15 protein-coding genes and 1 pseudogene are annotated in these 16,736 nt (G+C 40.3%); 5 read left to right on the forward strand and 11 right to left on the reverse strand.

Annotated features, from left to right (window positions below; all coding sequences use genetic code 11):
- Nucleotide 1 precedes the first annotated feature (1 nt).
- Together ACNOGP_RS17475 and ACNOGP_RS17480 are read right to left on the reverse strand one after the other, a co-directional pair.
- Nucleotides 2-889, reverse strand: a complete 888-nt coding sequence (locus tag ACNOGP_RS17475) for a hypothetical protein (RefSeq protein WP_418213344.1) — start codon at nucleotides 887-889, stop codon at nucleotides 2-4.
- A 21-nt stretch (nucleotides 890-910) separates the two neighbouring features.
- Nucleotides 911-1,585 carry an acyltransferase gene (locus ACNOGP_RS17480; protein WP_418213345.1) on the reverse strand — a complete coding sequence of 225 codons (675 nt, stop codon included), beginning with the start codon at nucleotides 1,583-1,585 and terminating at the stop codon, nucleotides 911-913.
- A 137-nt stretch (nucleotides 1,586-1,722) separates the two neighbouring features.
- On the opposite strand from ACNOGP_RS17480, the gene ACNOGP_RS17485 reads away from it, so the two are divergent.
- Together ACNOGP_RS17485 and ACNOGP_RS17490 are read left to right on the forward strand one after the other, a co-directional pair.
- Nucleotides 1,723-2,139, forward strand: a complete 417-nt coding sequence (locus tag ACNOGP_RS17485) for a helix-turn-helix domain-containing protein (RefSeq protein ID WP_024988925.1) — start codon at nucleotides 1,723-1,725, stop codon at nucleotides 2,137-2,139.
- Nucleotides 2,136-2,738, forward strand: coding sequence for an IS630 family transposase (locus ACNOGP_RS17490; RefSeq protein WP_232305450.1), 603 nt, complete (start codon nucleotides 2,136-2,138; stop codon nucleotides 2,736-2,738). The genes ACNOGP_RS17485 and ACNOGP_RS17490 overlap by 4 nt, the downstream gene beginning before the upstream one ends.
- 14 nt (nucleotides 2,739-2,752) lie before the next feature.
- Here ACNOGP_RS17490 and ACNOGP_RS17495 read toward each other — a convergent pair whose 3' ends face one another.
- The 5 genes from ACNOGP_RS17495 to ACNOGP_RS17515 form a co-directional block, all read right to left on the reverse strand.
- Nucleotides 2,753-3,583, reverse strand: a complete 831-nt coding sequence (locus tag ACNOGP_RS17495; RefSeq protein WP_418213346.1) for an acyltransferase family protein — start codon at nucleotides 3,581-3,583, stop codon at nucleotides 2,753-2,755.
- The gene (locus ACNOGP_RS17500) at nucleotides 3,583-5,124 is read right to left on the reverse strand and encodes a lipopolysaccharide biosynthesis protein (RefSeq protein ID WP_418213347.1); all 1,542 of its coding nucleotides are present in this window, start codon (nucleotides 5,122-5,124) and stop codon (nucleotides 3,583-3,585) included. Before ACNOGP_RS17500 ends, ACNOGP_RS17495 begins: the two co-directional genes overlap by 1 nt.
- 169 nt (nucleotides 5,125-5,293) lie before the next feature.
- Nucleotides 5,294-7,720 (reverse strand): GumC family protein, encoded by a 2,427-nt coding sequence (locus ACNOGP_RS17505; RefSeq protein ID WP_418213348.1) that lies wholly within the window; start codon nucleotides 7,718-7,720, stop codon nucleotides 5,294-5,296.
- Nucleotides 7,721-7,743: 23 nt separating this feature from the next.
- Nucleotides 7,744-8,505, reverse strand: coding sequence for a polysaccharide biosynthesis/export family protein (locus tag ACNOGP_RS17510; protein WP_418213349.1), 762 nt, complete (start codon nucleotides 8,503-8,505; stop codon nucleotides 7,744-7,746).
- Between the two features lie 39 nt (nucleotides 8,506-8,544).
- Entirely contained in the window at nucleotides 8,545-9,951 is a 1,407-nt protein-coding gene (locus ACNOGP_RS17515; protein WP_418213350.1) for an undecaprenyl-phosphate glucose phosphotransferase, read from the reverse strand.
- 447 nt (nucleotides 9,952-10,398) lie between these two features.
- Here ACNOGP_RS17515 and ACNOGP_RS17520 point away from each other — a divergent pair, with 447 nt between their 5' ends.
- Both ACNOGP_RS17520 and ACNOGP_RS17525 read left to right on the forward strand, forming a co-directional pair.
- Nucleotides 10,399-11,028 (forward strand): BT4734/BF3469 family protein, encoded by a 630-nt coding sequence (locus ACNOGP_RS17520; protein WP_418213351.1) that lies wholly within the window; start codon nucleotides 10,399-10,401, stop codon nucleotides 11,026-11,028.
- 22 nt (nucleotides 11,029-11,050) lie between these two features.
- A pseudogene (locus tag ACNOGP_RS17525) lies at nucleotides 11,051-12,881 on the forward strand (DUF3987 domain-containing protein).
- 133 nt (nucleotides 12,882-13,014) lie between these two features.
- Here the strand turns inward: ACNOGP_RS17525 and ACNOGP_RS17530 are convergent.
- A complete protein-coding gene (locus tag ACNOGP_RS17530; RefSeq protein WP_004297475.1) occupies nucleotides 13,015-13,233 on the reverse strand; it encodes a DUF4248 domain-containing protein in 219 nt (72 codons plus the stop codon).
- Between the two features lie 219 nt (nucleotides 13,234-13,452).
- Between ACNOGP_RS17530 and ACNOGP_RS17535 the strand changes: the two genes are divergently transcribed.
- Nucleotides 13,453-13,941, forward strand: coding sequence for a DNA-binding protein (locus ACNOGP_RS17535; RefSeq protein WP_418213352.1), 489 nt, complete (start codon nucleotides 13,453-13,455; stop codon nucleotides 13,939-13,941).
- 100 nt (nucleotides 13,942-14,041) lie between these two features.
- Here ACNOGP_RS17535 and ACNOGP_RS17540 read toward each other — a convergent pair whose 3' ends face one another.
- The 3 genes from ACNOGP_RS17540 to ACNOGP_RS17550 form a co-directional block, all read right to left on the reverse strand.
- Entirely contained in the window at nucleotides 14,042-14,791 is a 750-nt protein-coding gene (locus tag ACNOGP_RS17540; protein WP_007759252.1) for a polysaccharide biosynthesis/export family protein, read from the reverse strand.
- Between the two features lie 27 nt (nucleotides 14,792-14,818).
- The gene (locus ACNOGP_RS17545) at nucleotides 14,819-15,397 is read right to left on the reverse strand and encodes a UpxY family transcription antiterminator (protein ID WP_007759250.1); all 579 of its coding nucleotides are present in this window, start codon (nucleotides 15,395-15,397) and stop codon (nucleotides 14,819-14,821) included.
- 343 nt (nucleotides 15,398-15,740) lie between these two features.
- Nucleotides 15,741-16,688 (reverse strand): tyrosine-type recombinase/integrase, encoded by a 948-nt coding sequence (locus tag ACNOGP_RS17550; RefSeq protein WP_418213353.1) that lies wholly within the window; start codon nucleotides 16,686-16,688, stop codon nucleotides 15,741-15,743.
- Nucleotides 16,689-16,736 lie beyond the last annotated feature (48 nt).

Below are 16,736 nucleotides of genomic sequence, written 5' to 3' on the forward strand. Positions count from 1 at the left end.
ATCAAATTCCTACTCCAGTTAAAGTCGATTTCCATATCCTCAACTTCCTTAATAGAGCAAACACTCTCCGATAAATCCCCCAGTGTTGCAGACAAAAACACCACAGACTGTACCGTCTTCGAAACTCACACCTATAAGCAAACGGATCATTACGACGAAATGATAATATAATTACAGGATAGGGGCTCTCTCTCTCACCTTCCTTAAGTGGCTTCCAAAAGTAATTCCTTACCCCATAATCAGAAGGATCACGATAAGGACTTATACCATGTCGCCGAACAACGATATCTAATATAGATTGATCTTCTCTATGAGTAATAAATTCTGGATCTTCAGAAATAGATTCATCAAACTTTTTAGGAGAAATAAGACATTCTTCGCAACATGCATCAAGCCATTCTTTTATAATACAAAAATTCTCTTGTGTTTTCTTCCAAAGCGAACACGTAGCCATTACTTGAAAATGTTTTCTATCACTACATTTCATCCATTCAAAAGTTTCTGCTTTCGTATATTGATGGGCAGAAGCCCATGTTAACTGAAATACCATTCGGTCTTCACCATCTTTAATAGCACAATTTGCAAGAATATGTACATCATTATAATACATTGCTCCACTATCACAATAAAAAAGCCATGCTCCATCTTCTATTTGCTGTAAAGCTTGATAAATTATATAAGGCTTCCACAACCATAACCCTGCACCTCGTTGGTATGCAAAAATATTAGAATATTCAGAACGAAAATCTGTAATATCTGCTGGACAAAATTCCAACACTCCATCTACTTTACCAAATATCCGTGCAGACTCACTATTTACCTTACGTACTTCTTCAAAACATGCATCAGCATAATTTACTGCATAAATCTTATAATTACTATTCTCCATCAATATCCAGATATCAGTATATTATATTTCAATAAACCCTTTCTTCCAATCAACTGCTTCTTTCACTATTTTAGCAGGATTTCCGGCAGAAACTGAATGTGTAGGAATATTCTTGGTGACAACGCTATTCATTCCGACAATAGAAGAGTCACCTATAGTAACCCCTTTCAACACTTTCGCATATTTTCCCAACCAAATGTGATTACCTATATTTATAGGCAATGACTTATTTATGGGACTACCATCAAGATTAGTTATAAGATGAGTATCCGAGTTCCATATTTCTACTCCCCCACTAAACATACAATCATCACCAATTATAATAGAATTGCCCTGCCCCATACATACCATATAACATTGCTCCATTGATGTTTTTCGACCTATGACAACATGACAGTTATTACCACGAATAATGAGAGATAATATACCTGTACATCCATTGAGAACAACACGATTGTTATTCCCACAAATTGCGATATTACTATATACTAAATCTGCCTCTCCCATTATTGAAACTTCATTGTTTTCCCCAAAAGAACTAATACTTGACTTTATCCATTTACTACTATCAATATTTATTTTAGAGGACGGAGATAAATGATAAATAATCCATCTCACTGTAGCATTATGTAGATTGAAACAACTAGAAAACCTACACAGTAATGTATAGAGAATATAGTGAATATATTTTTTCATCTCTTTTCTATAATCAAATTTACGAATGGAGTAAGAATCCTCTCGTTCAGTAAAGCTAATAAATAAGTAGATGTTCATAATTGGTTTATATCATAAGGTTTTGATACCTTTGCCTCATAAAATTCAAATATGCACTTATGGGCAAAATCAAATCAATCATATTAAAGGATTCCGAACGCTTGGCGTTGGAAACGGGTTTCCGACAGGGAGACAGCCATTGCTTTCGGATGCGCTGTCGTGCCGTACTGCTCAAATCGACTGGACTTTCCAGCAAGGCCATAGGTTTGCAGACGGAGATGTCACATGTATCTGTCAACTCTTGGGTAAAACGTTTCTTGTCGGAAGGCATCGACGGCTTGCAGACCCGTCCCGGCCGTGGGCGAAAACCTATCATGGACTGTACGGACGAGGAAGTTGTTCGCAAGGCCATAGAACAGGACAGGCAGAGCGTCAGCAAAGCTCGGGAAGCCTGGCAGAAGGCCACTGGCAAGGAAGCGAGCGACCTGACATTCAAGCGTTTTTTATCAGCCTTGGCGCAAGATATAAGCGAATAAGAAAACGCCCAAGGGGAGTCCCCTCGCCGCAACTCTATGCGTATAAGACCGAGAAGTTGCAAGAACTTGAACATCTGAACATAAACGGCAAGATAGACCTCTATTACGCCGATGAAAGCCATGTGTGCACCGAAGGCTATGTGCCTTACGGCTGGCAATTCCGTAACGAAGACGTGTATATCCCATCCCAAAAGGCACAAAGGGTCAACATCTTCGGCATGATAGACAGGAACAACCGCTATCATGGGTTCACCACGACTGAAAGTATTGACGCGGACAAGGTCGTTGAATACCTTGACACCTTTTCCTTGAACATAAAGAAAGATACGTTCATCGTGCTTGACAATGCGAGCGTACATCGAAACAAGAAAATAAAGGAATTGAGAGAACTGTGGGAGAAACGCGGACTTTTTCTCTTTTACCTTCCACCGTATTCCCCTCACCTGAATCTTGCAGAAACCTTGTGGAGAATAATGAAAACTAAATGGATCAGACCGCAGGATTATGCAAGTAGCGACAACCTCTTTTACACCGTCAATAGGGCATTGGCGGCTGTCGGGGATACCTTGGGTATTAAACTTAAACATAATGCTGCTTAATTTTAATTAGTTACTTATCCTAAAATAATTGTACCCAAAATATTGAACACACAGACAGATAAAAGAGATTCAGAAAACAAATGCTGCATTTGCAATGCAATCACATTTCCTATATAAAACTCTAATGAATGAGCTCCTACATAATATAGAATCTGACTATCTGGTAACTGAGTTCTTTTAAAGCAATGTATAATTAGTTGAATAATCAAGAGCGCCATAAGATCCGTTCCCAAATATCTATATCCATAAAACCAGAAAAAACAACCTAATATAAATAGAGGTAATGAGTACTTAAAAGATATGATTTCTATTTTAGAATATGAATAAAAGATACCCAAAATATAAATTGGAATTCTTCCTATTAAACATTGATATTGCCACATAGACACTTCTACGAAGTGTAATATCAGAAAGATTACCAATAAAATAAGAACATATGCCCACTGTTTACATTTACTGACTATAAATAGAAAAATAGGAGACAATAAATATAATAAAAACAAACTCGAAAGATACCAATCAGTAGCATTGTCCGGATTTACATAAAAAGCCAATGTAGTAATTTGTTGTAATAATAATGAAATATCATTCAAAGTACCTTTCAAAGCTGCCATACATAAAGTAAAGACAGCAAACATTGGAAATATCCGTTTCAATCTATTTCTGTAAAAATTAGTTGTTTTATTTTTTAGCAATGACTTACAAATGCCATATCCACTATAAAACAGAAAAATATCGACTCCTATATATCCTATATTAAATCTTCCAAAAAGATTACAAGGGAAATGATAGATGACTACCATTATTAAAGCTATAGCAAGTACTAAGTTCCTATTATTTAACATCACATTCTACTTCTTGAAATCCAATTTTTCACAATGCCCATTATTACCTTTCGTTCTGAAGCAGACAAAGCAATAGAGTAAGCCAAAATAGCTATGCAAAACGTAGAAATAAAAGTTATTAGCATGAGACGTACAAAAGACACTTCCAGTCTAGTTTGTATAAGCAGGCAAGTCGTAGTAGTTAAAAAGCACACAATAAATAGTTTGGAAATGACAGTCTTAAAAAAATAGCCAAACGTAATACCTATAAATTTACGGTTCAAATTAATACGTGGAACCACGATTAAAACATACATTAAATTAGTCATGGCAATAGTCAACACCGGATTTCCACCCAATTTCAACACTATATACGAAACAGGTATAATAGCAAGTTGTGTTATACTAATTAATAATTGGTAAGTTTTTATTTTACCTGTTGCATTGTTCAAAACCAAATTAGTATATACCAGCACATCCACTAATGCATAAGCTAGCTGCAACTGCACAAATGCCGAAGCATAAGGGGGGACTTCTTTAAGCCATAAAGAAAGTACATAGTCAGTTTCCAACATAACAGGTAACGCAACCATTAGTAACAACAGAAATGAATATTTCGCCCCTTGACAAACTAAAGTCTTTGAATATCGTTTATCTCCACTTGCATAACTTTTTGTAATTTGTGGAGATAGTGCCATGGTGAAATTCCTCGAAAAAGCACCAGCTGTACCGTTTATTTGCCCAGCGATTCCTCTTGCCGCGTTCACCGGAGTTCCAAAAAAAATATTCAACATCATATTGACTCCTTGACTGCTAAGCATAGAAGCGACAGTAGACAAAAAATTCCAACCGGCAAACCCAAACATCTTATTAAACAAATCTTTGTCAAAATGTATATGCACAGAAGATTCCCGAAAGTTACATCGACAATACACATAATACATTCCTTGTACACCTAAAGATACTGCGAAAGTTAGAATGCCGTAAAAAATTAAGGTATCGAGTGGACTGACAGATAAAAGCAATGCAACTCCCAACATTAGAATTACTTTCATAATCGTGACAAAGGCAAACATACCCATTTTTTCATGAGAAACGATTAACGCACTGTAAGGTATACTCAACATCTCCAGTACAAAAGCTAATACTGTAAACTGATAAACCCAATTGGCGGCTACTATTCGGTCAGCATCTATATTTAACTTATAATTTACAAACCATAATCCTATTGTTTCCGCTAACAAAACAACTACTAAAGAAAGAATAAATAGAATAAATACAGAGGTGGAAAATGTATCCTCTAACTTCTTCATATCATTTTTCCCTAATTCAAATGTAATAAAACGACTTACAGCTTGAGTTAAAGACGCTGTAATCATATAAAACATACTGACAAAGCCACCAATCACATTATAGAGCCCATAATCGGATATACCCAAATTAGCAAGTACTACTCTAGAGGTATAGAGACTAACGCCTACGGTAATAAACATCCTCAAGTATAATATCAATGTATTTTTGGCTATTCGCTTATTATTTATAGTATTGTTGGCCTCCATCATATTTTCAACAAAAAGAAAAGGTCTATGATATTATCTGTTTCATTTTGGAAATTCATATTGAAATTCAACTAAAACTCTCAATAGGAAAGGAAAGTATTGGGGAAACTGTCAAATTGTTGACTATAACACACCGACTTTGGCACGTTTTTTTAAGATTCTATATTCAGGTTTACTCTTCTTTCACTTTATGTTCTCCATACCCGTAACCATAACCATAACGCTTACCATAACCATAGTATTTACCATATTTACCGTAACCGTAATAATAACCATATTTTTTCTTTTGAAGATCAAGACCATTAATAACGGTACAGATATTGGGAAGTTTATTATCGGCAGCCAACTCATTAATCAAAGTAAACTCCGCTTTCCGAGTATAATCTGCACGACATACATAAACAGATAAGTCTGCCACACGACCTATAAGCAAAGTATCTGTTACCATACCGACTGGGGCGGTATCCAGTATCACATAGTCAAAGTTTTTCTTCAACGTATCAATAGCCTTATCCAAACCATCACGGGCCAATAATTCTGTTGGATTGGGGGGAACTGTACCGCCGGGAAGAATATACAGACTCTTACTCACATCAGAAGCTTGAACGAGATCCATCAGATTCCTTTCTGGATTCGAAAGATATTGAGTTATACCCTGCTCTTTCCGCGGAAGATTAAAAACTTTATTCAAACCAGGTTTACGAATATCAAGACCGACAATGATCACCTTCTTTCCTAATAAAGAAAGACTGATGGCAAGATTTGCTGATACAAATGATTTACCTTCACCACTGACCGTTGAAGTCACTAGTATTACCTTCTGACCATTTCCCAACATAAACTGCAAATTCGTACGTACATTACGGAAAGTCTCACTCATCAAATTATTCTGATTCTCGAATACGGCTATGGAACCTGTTTTTTCAGCAGTCAAAGGTACATCTCCCACAATAGGCAGGCGAGTCAATTTCTCCACATCGCCACGACCTTCAATCTTGAATTTAGTAAGACCGATTAGAAAAATGACGCCGACAGGCAAACCTACACCCAACACTAAAGCAATCATGTAAATTGTTTTAGGTTTCGGAGATACCGGACCACCTTCAGCCACCGGTTCATCAATGATCTTAGCATTATTGGCAGTAGCAGCTAATGTAATAGCATTCTCTTCACGTTTCTGCAACAACATCAGATAAAGTCCTGCCTTGATTTCCTGCTGACGGGCAATACTTACATACTGTCTTTCTTGCCCCGGAGCGTCACTGATACGACGGGAAAAACGACTAGCTTCACGATCCAAATCAGCTTTGACTATAAGCAAACCTTGCAACGTTCCGTCAATAGCAGCTTTCACATTTGCTTTCATAACACGAATACTTGCATCCAGATTTACAATCATCGGGTTACTTTCCGTAGAAGTACGAAGCAAACGTTTACGCTCGATAATCAACTCATTATAACGATCTATTTGAGTAGTTAGCCCATTATCTGATAAACCAATATTACTAGGCAACACCTCATACTCATTCGACGGATTATTGATATATTTATTAAGATCACGAACTAAGTTGATCTGTGTACCGTTTTCCACGCGTTTCTTCTCGTATTCGGCATTTCCCGATACAGCCAATTGGGCATCGCTACTGATATCCGTCAATCCTGCATTTCTTTTAAAAGCTTCCAGTTTATCTTCTGTATTTCCCAGCTCTTCATCAATGATCTGAATGCGCTCATTGATAAATTCCCTCGTCTTTTGGGCAACCTCATTTTTATCATTGTTCGTATTCCGATTATACATCTCCATCAGCTTATTGATAAAATCTTGTCCACGCTGAATATTCGTATTGACCAATGAGACTGTGGCAACAGAAGTTGCTTTAGAGGTGGGTGCAATCGTTAATGCCCCCTGATATCCCTTTGCTACCCCAAATGGCTGACTAACTATGGCACTGATATTTCGCGTAATATTCTGTCCTTCTATCTTCCCATTTGATAAAGAATCTTTCAATGCAAACCCAAACGTACCTACATCTGTAGGCAACACCGCTGGAAGTTTATCAAAATGTTTATTATACTCATTCAAACCCACTTTCAAATTTACATCCAAACCACCTTCTTGAGTAAGCTTCATATCAATCATAGCTACACCCGGCAAATTATCTGCCTCTTGTGCTGTCAAATTCACAATTATCGGAGAGGCTTTATACAGTTCTTTTTTAGGAAATTCATCCTTATCATAATAAGTTATATAAAGTTCCAGATTATTGACAACTTCTTTAAGTATCGTTTTTGAACGCAATACTTCAATTTCATTATCAATACTCTGCGTAGAAGTGATCATTCCACCTATTCCCAAATTCTCTAAATCAGAAACAGAACCACCTCCACCACCTTTTTTATCATCTTTTATCATAATAGAAGCAGAGACTTGATACACAGGGGGCTGAAAATGCAAATATATCCAAGCTCCAATTAAACATACCAAAATAGAAGCCACAAACCAAGGCCAATGGATTATATATCTGAAAAGAAGCTCCTGATAATTGACCTTCTCTTCATCCAATTCATTCATGTTATTTTCGTACAAGCTTTCTTTCATTTTTGATCATTTATTTTATGACTTTATCGTAATATAGTTATTAGCAAGTTAGCTATTGACACCAGAATAGAAACGCCAGAGAACCACAATCCCGTACTAGTTCCAACATCCGAATTCTTAGCCTTAGTCTTATTAGGTGTCACATAAATTATATCATTCTGTTGTAGTTGATAATAAGGAGACAGTACCGTTTCGGCCTTATTCAAGTCCATAGTAATAATTTCCTGCTTGTTATCTTGCTTTGTCCGGATCAGTTTCACATTATCACGCATACCATAAATAGTCAAATCACCTGCCATTGCAAGAGCTTCCAACAAATTAATCTTCTCGTTAGAGACTACAAAGCTGCCTGGCTTGTTGACCTCTCCCAACACCGAAATCCGATAATTAACAATACGCACAGTTACAAGCGGCACTTCTTTCAAATAAACCTTCAACTTATCTATAATCCGGTTTTCTATTTCCAGTTTAGTCAATCCACCTACATGAATCTCGCCCAACACTGGAAAATTGATATTCCCCTGATTATCTACCAAATATTGCTGTGGAGCATCAGTACCCGAATTTACCAGATTGAAAGGTGCAGCCAGTTCCGGAGTAGAACAAGACACGGCAATCGTCAACAAATCCTTTGGCATTACCTTCACACCTGTCTGACGAACACTCTGTTTTGTATCATTTACAAAAGCTGTATCTTGTAAATAAGGTACTTTCTTGTATGCCTGGCAAGATACCAGCAAAAAAGCAAGTAACAAGCCAAGAATCAATCCAGCCATTTTTTTCATAAGCGCCTATAATTTTTAATTTTTAATCTTTTAATTATTTCAATACGCCTCTTTATCTCCACGGAGTACATTATATACAGTCTTATACATGATATATAAGTCTAGAATGAACGTCCAATGCTCGATATACCAGATGTCACGTTGCACACGTCCTTCCATCTGCCAAAGCTCTTTCGTTTCTCCACGAAAACCTGTCACTTGTGCCCAACCTGTAATACCCGGTTTCACAAAATGACGAACCATATACTTGTTTATCAAATGGGAATATTCTTCTGTGTGCTTCAACATATGTGGACGAGGACCCACTAAAGACATATCCCCTTTCAGTACATTAATAAATTGAGGAAGCTCATCCACATTCGTCTTGCGAATCAAACTACCGATACGGGTTTTACGAGGATCACATTCCGTAGCCTGAAGCGTATCACTTTGTGCATTCAACCGCATCGAACGAAACTTATAACACCAAAATTCACGACCATCCTCACCGCTTCGTTTCTGTTTGAAAAAGACAGGTCCGGGAGAACTTATCTTTATAGCCAGTCCCACAATGATATATATAATCGGGAAAAGGGTACAAAGGAACAGTAGCGAGCAAACAATATCAAAGCTACGTTTCACAATGCGATTTTCCAATAACTCCAGTGGCTCACGACGGATAGAAAGTACCGGAACATTACCTAGCATTTCAAAATGCATTCTCCGTTTCAGATAGTTCCGGACATTGGGAACACTGAAAAAACGAATCAGATGGTTCTCACAATAGTTGATAACCGGTACAATTTCAGCACTACGGGCAGAAGGAAGACTGCAATAGAGCTGGTCTACCTTTCCCACATTACGGGCTAAATAATCAACGGCTTCGCAAGGCTGTCCCAAATATGTTATATTCACAGAATAGCGGTCTGATGGAGAATCTTCAAAATATCCCAGTACACGATACCCGGATGTCGGATCATCCGTCATGGAATGATAAAGTTCCTGCATATTTTCATGGCTACCCACCAGCACTACCTTCCGGACATTTTTCCCACTTTTGCGATAAAGCTCCAGAATAGCTCGAAACGTCAGGCGATAAGAAATAATAACGATAATGAGAACTACGCAAAATGCCCCCAACTGACGCAAGTTAACACATTCAAAATGGAAAATGTATGAAAGACCCAGCACCATCAATACAAAAGGAATCATGTTCCGTGCCACCCGAAGCATGATTTGCTCCGGACGAACCACCGGACGATGAAGGATCACTCCGGAACGAATGTTGCAAACCAGATAACATAAAGTCATCAAAGCCATGTTCTGGAAAAGAGGCATGGAAAACTCAAAAAGGGAATGGTTTCCCCAAAGAGAATCGAACACCCACAACAGTAAGTTCAGTAAGATGATGTCCCCTGAAAGGACAAAAGATTTTAGGACTTTATTAAAACGTTGGACTTCCTGCATTACTTTATTCTTGATTTAGACTTTCATCCATATCCTCATTTTTCTCCCTATATTCAATATAAAGTTCTCCCCATTCCACCATTTTGGCTCGAAACTCTTCTTTTGTGAGATTGTCATAGTAATAGGAAAAAAGACGGGTAAAATCACTTAGACGTAAATCTCCCCAGATATCATCTTGTAATAAGTAGGTTTTCCCATGTGGATTTCTTTACGCATAGCCTCTATTGACAAGTGAGCACGTTCAAACTCCTCTGCGATGAAATGACCCAGTACGGGATGACTAAATTTTTTCATGTTTATAATTTTATTAATTGTTAAATACATTGTGTTATACGTTAATTTTATGCATATCCGTTCAGATATGTCTGAACGATATATTTAAAAGCTATTTCTACCTTCGCACCGCGTTTTGAAAAGTCAAATCGATAATCAAAAAATACAAATGTTATGACAAACGATTTTAGAATGTCTTATTTCATGCCTCCCATTGCTCCCATCAAAAATGAACAGGGACGGATTGTTACTCCTGCAACACTGATTCCCTCCTGCGAAGTCTCCGTAGAGCAAGTTTTTCAAATGATAACCTGCAACGAGAATCTCAAAATTCTGACCGAACAAGTACGCCATTCCGCAGATATACGGGCAGCAAAAGCATCACTATTGCCTTATGTGACTCCCTGTGGTACGTTCTCGCGTCGCAACAGCAAAAGTTTCGTAGCTTCTTCACATCTGGTGGTGGTAGATATCGACCATCTCGACTCCTATCAGGAGGCAGTGGAAATGCGCAGCACATTGTTTAATGACCACCTTCTGCATCCTGTACTCACGTTTATCAGTCCCAGCGGACGGGGTGTGAAAGCATTCGTACCCTACGGTCATTTACCCATGGCTAACGACACAGACAGTATCATCGAAAATATGAAACTGGCAATGATGTTCACCGTGCTGCTCTATGGTACGGAAACACCTCCCCCACTCGGAGAAAAACGTAAAGGGGTAGACTTTTCCGGTAAGGACATTGTAAGGTCTTGCTTTCTTAGTCATGATCCGGGAGCGTTGTTTAGAAACAATCAATAATTAAAAATTATAAATTAAAATTATGGACGAAATTGAATCGTTATGCCGCCTCTGTGAGGCGGTTGAAACTACAGGAGCGGATATTGCCCCTACGTATGCTGAATATGTACAACTGGCGTTCGCCATCGCAACGGATTGCGGAGAAGCGGGACGCGAGTTTTTCCATCGGTTGTGCCGGGTGTCTGCCAAGTACGAACGGGAACATGCCGAACGGATATTCTCCAATGCACTTACCACCCGGCATGGAGATGTCCATCTGGGCACTGCATTCCATCTTGCTGAAAGGGCGGGTGTAACTCTCTGCAAAGAGGAAATGATGAACCACCGGAAAAATGCAAAAAATGCAGGAAATGCACCGTCTAAAAATCTCACACACGCACGTATATAATAAGGTGGACAATGAAGAACCGGACGAATCCGAAGAGCTGCAGGACGGGAGTGACCCGAACCAGCCATTGCCCTCTTTCACCGAAGCGGACTGGCCGAAAATCCTGTTGCTCATCATGAGTTATGCCACCAGCCCCACACAACGCGATGTCATGCTGCTCGGAGCATTGACCGCCATAGGTGCCAGCATGGAGCGATATGTGAGATGTCCATACGCCGGCAAACTCCAGTCTCCTTGCCTGCAAAGTTTTATTGTAGCCCCTTCCGCCTCGGGTAAGGGAATTCTTTCGTTCATCCGGCTGCTTGTAGAGCCTATTCATGACGAGATCCGCCAAAAAGTAGCGGAAGAGGTCAAGGCCTACAAAAAAGAGAAAGCCGCCTATGATACCATGGGAAAGGAGCGCTGCAAAGTGGAAGCTCCTCAAATGCCCAAGAATAAAATGTTTCTCATCTCGGGTAATAACACCGGAACGGGTATTCTGCAAAATATCATGGATGCCAACGGCACAGGGCTTATCTGCGAAACCGAAGCGGATACCATCTCCGCTGCTATCGGCTCTGAATACGGCCACTGGAGCGATACGCTCCGCAAAGCGTTTGACCACGACCGTCTGTCGTACAACCGGCGCACCGACCAGGAATACCGGGAAGTAAAGAAAAGCTATCTTTCCGTCCTGCTTTCCGGCACGCCCGCACAGGTAAAACCACTCATTCCCTCGACAGAGAACGGTCTCTTCTCGCGCCAGCTGTTTTATTATATGCACGGTATATGGACATGGGTCAACCAGTTTGAAAGTGGCGAAACCGATCTGGAAGCCATCTTCACAGGCATAGGTCTGGAATGGAAAAAGCAACTGGACCTGATGAAAGCACACGGGCTTCATACGCTCCGGCTCACTGATGAGCAAAAGCAAGAGTTCAATACCCTCTTTGCCGATCTGTTTTTCCGTTCGGGACTTGCCAACGATAACGAAATGAGCAGTTCCATAGCCCGACTGGCTGTCAATATATGCCGTATCATGGCAGAAATAGCTATGATTCGTGCACTGGAATGCGACCAGCCTTATCAGTTCAAGGACTCTTCCGCCCCTCTGCTGACCCCTGACAAGGAGATTGCCGCCGATAATATCAAAGACGGTATTATCACCCGTTGGGATGTGACAATCACCGCTGAAGATTTCCATGCGGTGCTGGAACTTGTAACTCCGCTCTATCGTCATGCCACACATATCTTATCCTTTCTTCCTTCCACAGAGGTCAAACATAGAGCCAATGCCGACCGGGATGCACTTTTTGAAATAATAGGCAACCAGTTCACCCGCGCCCAGTTGTTGGAGCAGGCCGAAAAGATGAAAATCAAACCTAACACGGCTCTCAGCTGGCTGAATCGTCTGATAAAAAAAGGATTGTTTATCCATACAGATGATAAAAGCATTTATACGCGCACGCATGTGTGCGTGTGTTAGGGAGTCCCTGTAAAAAGTGCATTTTTTGCATTGGCATAACAACAGGACGTTTCATGAATCCTAAAGCGGCGCTTTAGAGGTGGTAAAGCATAGCTTTACGATTGCTAAAGCGGTGCTTTACTTTTCCGCTCTTCTAAGGTTCTCCCAAGGCGTCTACAATCACTCTCACCTCCAACGGGGTGAATGAGCGGCGCTTTGATTCGTAACCTAAGTCGTACAGGCGTTGCAGAAGTCCAGGACATAAAGAGATCCATTTCTTCATCTTTCGATATGCAGCAATGTCAGTTAGTTCCGGAGAATAAAGTTGAGCCAGTTCCATGCGGCCGTAGGCGCGTATTTTGAATTCGTTCATAATGAATAAGTTTCTGATTTACAGTTACAAAAATAACAAAACATATTCACATATCCTACGTTTTTCCATTGAATAACCGACCGTTACTGCGCATAATTGACAACAATCACGTGCAACTGTAGACTATTGATTTCTGCGGGTTTCAGAGTTGTATCTTTGTATCGTCGAAAGGGAAAAGAATCTCCCGGACACAATGTTTAACCCTTTAATTATTGTTTTATGATTCGTTACAAAATTTATCAAAACCAACAGCAAAAAGGCCTGAATGCAGGCAAGTGGTTCGCCCGTGCGGTAAGTGACGAGACGTTTGATTTGACCAAGCTTGCCGAACACATGTCGAAACACAATTCACCGTATTCCGGTGGTGTCATCAAAGGTGTACTTTCCGACATGGTAGACTGCATCAAGGAACTGCTGCTCGACGGCAAATGTGTGAAAATCGATGACCTTGCCATCTTTGGTGTGGGCATCCGCAGTAAGGCGGCTGATACGCTGGAAGATTTCTCATTGGAGAAAAACATCACTGGTATGCGTCTGAAAGCCCGTGCTACCGGTAATTTGTCAACCACCAACCTGAAACTCGACAGCCAGTTGAAACAGCAGACCGAATATCAGAAACCGACAACTGCCGGAGGAGGTTCTGATTCGGGTGAAGCGCCTGATCCGAAACCGGATGGTGGCGGTGAAGCGCCTGATCCGGCTGCTTAAGGGATTCACCACAGAGGACGCAGAGGACACAGAGTTTTTTCACCACAGATTATTTCTTTCCTCTGCGTCCTCTGTGTACTCTGTGGTGAATAAAAAAGTATTATCTAAGTATATTGACCAGCAAACTGGCAATAGATATCAGGATAGAAAATCCCGAAATCCACATCGTTGTACTTGTTCCGATGTCTGCGCTCTGCGCTTTGACTTTATTGGGAGTGACATACAGGATGTCATTCTGTTGCAACTGATAGTAAGGAGATAATAACAGATCCGCGTCGTTCAAATTGAGTGTAACAAACTGTTTATGCCCATTCTGGTCTTCGCGGATCAATTTTACATTATCACGAACACCATAAATGGTCAGGTCTCCTGCCATGGCAAGGGCTTCGAGTACGTTGATCTGCTCGTTCACTACCGGATAAACACCGGGTGAGGCCACTTCTCCCAAAACTGAAACTTTGAAGCCGGACATACGGACTACTACCGTAGGTCTTTCTTTAACGTATGCTTTCAGTCTCTCCGTGATCAGGTTTTCAGCTTCACGACTTGTTAAACCGTTCAAAGGAAGTTTACCTAGAACCGGATAATTGATATTTCCCTGATCGTCCAATAGAAACGTACTGCCTTGCGCATTGAAAGGCTGCGAAACAACCGGATCGGAAGTGGAAACAAGAATGGAAACTTCATCACCCGGTATCAGCCTTGCGTCCTGAACAGGCGCAACTTGCGTATTCGCCTGTTTCAAAATCTCCGCATCCTGCAAGTAAGGTACTTTCTTATAGGACTGGCAAGCCGAGAAAAAGAAAAAAAAGAATATCAGTGCAAAAGCACCGGATAATTTCGTATTCATGTGAATGGTGGATAAATGATGACGGGATTAGTTTTTCTCGCAGATAGCCTCGACATAACCAATAGGCATATTGACACAAGCGCATCCCAGCATATTCAGCCGGACGGCAATCTTGCTTTTGCCATCGACATTGACCAGTTCACCAACCAGTCCGGTCAAAGGGCCCTTGATGACACGTACTTTTTCACCACGTGCCAAAGGGGAACTACTCATACAAATAGCTTCTTCGGAATAATCGAGCATGAAACGGAAACGAGCCATCTGCTCATCGGGAATCACTGCCGGTGTGCTCTCACCTCGCATCACCATATAGCGACTAACTGTAGAAAGAGTTAGAACTTCTTTACGTTCCTTCGGATCGGCATGGACAAATACCATCATTGGAAGAAGAACTGCTTCAACCATCTTACGACGGTCACTCCACTGATGAATCTCCTGCTGGACAGGAACAAAATTCTCAATCCCCATTTTACCTAAATACTCGGCAACCTTCTTCTCATGGTGCATACGAACCAGGGCGACATACCAGCGTTTAGAGTGTGCTACGCCTTCCCCTGTCCCATTACTAGGCCCAGCATTTTCTGATTTTCGGTTTGTTAAAATCATGTTTTTTTACCCCATATACATCCGTTACTTCTTAGGTAACGGATAAAACGCACTTTGACGGTATAGAGAGAATTTACACATACAAATGGGTATAAAAAAGGTAAGAGCCTAATAATTAGCAAGAAAAAATCTTGAAATTAGGCAAAAGGAAACATGGAACATGAAAATACTGTTATTTCATGTTCAAGCATTTTTTATTCAAAAAATCGAATAAAACGAAAAAAACTAAAGGATTACTTGTTTACTATCTATGTTTTTGACTATCTTTGCGACAAATTTTAATTCCGTTACCTAAGAAGTAACTACCACTATTCACTATTGATTTATAACACTTTGCAACTTTTTACTTGCCTGAATGGCTATTTTTGATGTAAGATAAATTTCCTTTATTTACCTCTGTCTGTTCCTTAAGTCCGAAGCCTTTCAAATAAGTTTGTGTCGTTTTTATAGATTTATGCCCTAACGCCTCACTGATCATTTCGATAGATACGCCCCTATATTTGGCAATAGTAGCCCAAGAATGGCGTAATGCGTATGAAGTGACAGGTGATTTTAAATGTAGGACTCTTGCCAGTTCTTTCAAATCATTATTAAATTTCCGGAGGGCGGACTGGTATTCCCGATAAGCCCTTTCATCTTTCCGGCTCTTATCCCCGCGAAGAATATCAAACAGGTAGTCGGGACAATTCGGCTGGGGCTCACGCGTATTCCAGAGTCGGTTCATCTTCTCCATCGCGCTATCAAGCACTTCCACACACATAATAGTTTTGGTCTTGACACGTTTGTAACGCAGTACATTATTTTCAAGAGCCGACTTTTCCAAATGAGCCAGATCGACGAACGGCATTCCACAGAGCTGAAACATCAGGGAAGCAATGTCCTGTGTACGGCGCAAACGTTCCGATTGGGGATCTTCATACAGAAGTCTATATAACTCGAAGAGAGGTAACGCCTTCTTTTGCCGGACATCGATCCCTGTATAAGCTTCATGAAACAGAGCAAACACATAGGGTGTATTGCCGGCTTTCACTCCACGATTATAGATACTACGAATCATACGCATATACGTAGAAACGGTATTGGGCTTTAAGCCACGCTCACAAAGGTGCTCCTCGTAAAGCCGCAAACACTCACGAGTAATTTGTCTGAACGACACATTGCACGTACCACAAAACTGACTGAACGAAAAAATGGCACTCTGATAAACATGAGCCGTAGAATAACGTCCTTCCTCACGCAAACGGCCGATGTAATCATTCGCACATCGGCTAAATCCTTTTTTGTTTTTCATTTACATTACTAATTAATTTATGTATTACATTTATATAATAAAAAGTCA

This window comes from Bacteroides difficilis (assembly GCF_048319815.1).
Classification (GTDB): Bacteria; Bacteroidota; Bacteroidia; order Bacteroidales; family Bacteroidaceae; genus Bacteroides; species Bacteroides zhangwenhongii.